At 53.5% G+C, this 1,262-nt stretch carries 2 rRNA genes; both read right to left on the bottom strand.

The features are described from left to right. Positions 1 to 759 (bottom strand): 23S ribosomal RNA (locus tag ACUY2Y_RS11670); the annotation flags it as partial. Between the two features lie 389 nt (positions 760 to 1,148). Further along, positions 1,149 to 1,262: ribosomal RNA gene (locus tag ACUY2Y_RS11665) — 16S ribosomal RNA — on the bottom strand; the annotation flags it as partial.

The following is a 1,262-nucleotide window of genomic DNA, read 5'->3' as shown; positions in this document are numbered from 1 at the left end:
GGGTCCAGGACATGCCACTAAACACACAATTAGCATTCGCTTTCGCTACGACTACCCCACACGGGTTAACCTCGCGACATGCCGCTGACTCGCAGGCTCATTCTTCAAAAGGCACGCCATCACACACTTAGAGGTGCTCTGACGGATTGTAGGCACACAGTTTCAGGAACTCTTTCACTCCCCTCCCGGGGTACTTTTCACCATTCCCTCACGGTACTTATCCACTATCGGTCACACTGAGTATTTAGGCTTACCGGGTGGTCCCGGCAGATTCACAGCAGATTCCACGAGCCCGCTGCTACTCGGGGATACAACCACCACACGCACACATGCATTCACGTACAGGACTCTCACCTACTCCGGTGGGCCATCCCAGACCACTTCCGCTTACACACGCACAATGTGGACGTATCTGGCAGAACACGACCAGTCACACCCCACAACACCGCACACGCAACCCCTGCCAGGTATCACACGCACACGGTTTAGCCTCATCCACGTTCGCTCGCCGCTACTAGCAGAATCATTCTTATTTTCCTCTCCTACCGGTACTGAGATGTTTCACTTCCCGGCGTAACCCCCTAAACAGCTATGCATTCACTGCAAGGTAACCGCACACAACTACGGCCAGGTTTCCCCATTCGGACACCCTCGGATCAACGCTTTGTTGACAACTCCCCGAGGCTTAACGCAGTCTCACACGTCCTTCATCGGCTCAGCATGCCAAGGCATCCACCATGCGCCCTTGAACAACAAACACACACACACGAATAACCCAACACACAAAACAAAACACACACAAACAAAAAACAAGATGCTCGCGTCCACTATACAGTTCTCACACACCACACCCACCACCACCAACCACCACAAACGCAGTGACCAGTGAAATGATGAGCCACTAGGGATCAACCACACCCACACCACAAAAGTGCAGGCACCATGTGTCGCCCCAGACACCCAACAGTGCACCAACAATCCAAATAACGTTCAGCCAGTGTTGTGAAACCATCAACCACACCCACCCAGACACCTAACGCCGGGGTGATGCATGTCCACCTGGTTTTTCAAAATAACGTTGGCAGCACCACAGTCGGGCACTCAACCAACACACCCACAACTGCGGGCGAAAAATAAAAGCTCCTTAGAAAGGAGGTGATCCAGCCGCACCTTCCGGTACGGCTACCTTGTTACGACTTCGTCCCAATCGCCGATCCCACCTTCGACAGCTCCCTAACGAGTTTGGGCCACCGGCTTCGGGT

The sequence above is a fragment of the Corynebacterium sp. 20-84 genome (assembly GCF_053479455.1).
The sequence above is the reverse complement of the archived record's forward strand: the minus strand, read 5'-3'. Positions and strand labels throughout refer to the sequence as shown.